A 314-nucleotide genomic window follows, 5' to 3' on the forward strand; every position below is an offset into this window, starting at 1 on the left:
AACATACGTGGCTACGTCCTACTCTCCCAGGAGGCTGCCCTCCAAGTACCATCGGCGCTAAAGAGCTTAACTTCTGTGTTCGGAATGGGAACAGGTGTATCCTCTTTGCTATAATAACCACATATTTTTGTCAAACAAGATATATTTTATCATCTTTAGTGTATCTTGTCAACTTTTCTTTTGAAAGTTAATACTCTCAAAATTGATCAGATTTAAATTAGGTTAAGTCCTCGATCTATTAGTATCCATCAGCTGAACTCATTACTGAGCTTACACCTTGAACCTATCAACCAGGTAGTCTTCCTGGGATCTTA

General features: G+C 38.5%; 2 rRNA genes. Both read right to left on the bottom strand.

From position 1 onward, the window contains the following. Positions 1 to 5: 5 nt before the first annotated feature. Positions 6 to 122: ribosomal RNA gene (rrf, locus tag Tmeso_RS16080) — 5S ribosomal RNA — on the bottom strand. 96 nt (positions 123 to 218) lie between these two features. After that, positions 219 to 314 (bottom strand): 23S ribosomal RNA (locus Tmeso_RS16085); the annotation flags it as partial.

Source organism: Tepidibacter mesophilus, from assembly GCF_002724055.1.
Lineage (GTDB): Bacteria > Bacillota > Clostridia > Peptostreptococcales > Peptostreptococcaceae > Tepidibacter_A > Tepidibacter_A mesophilus.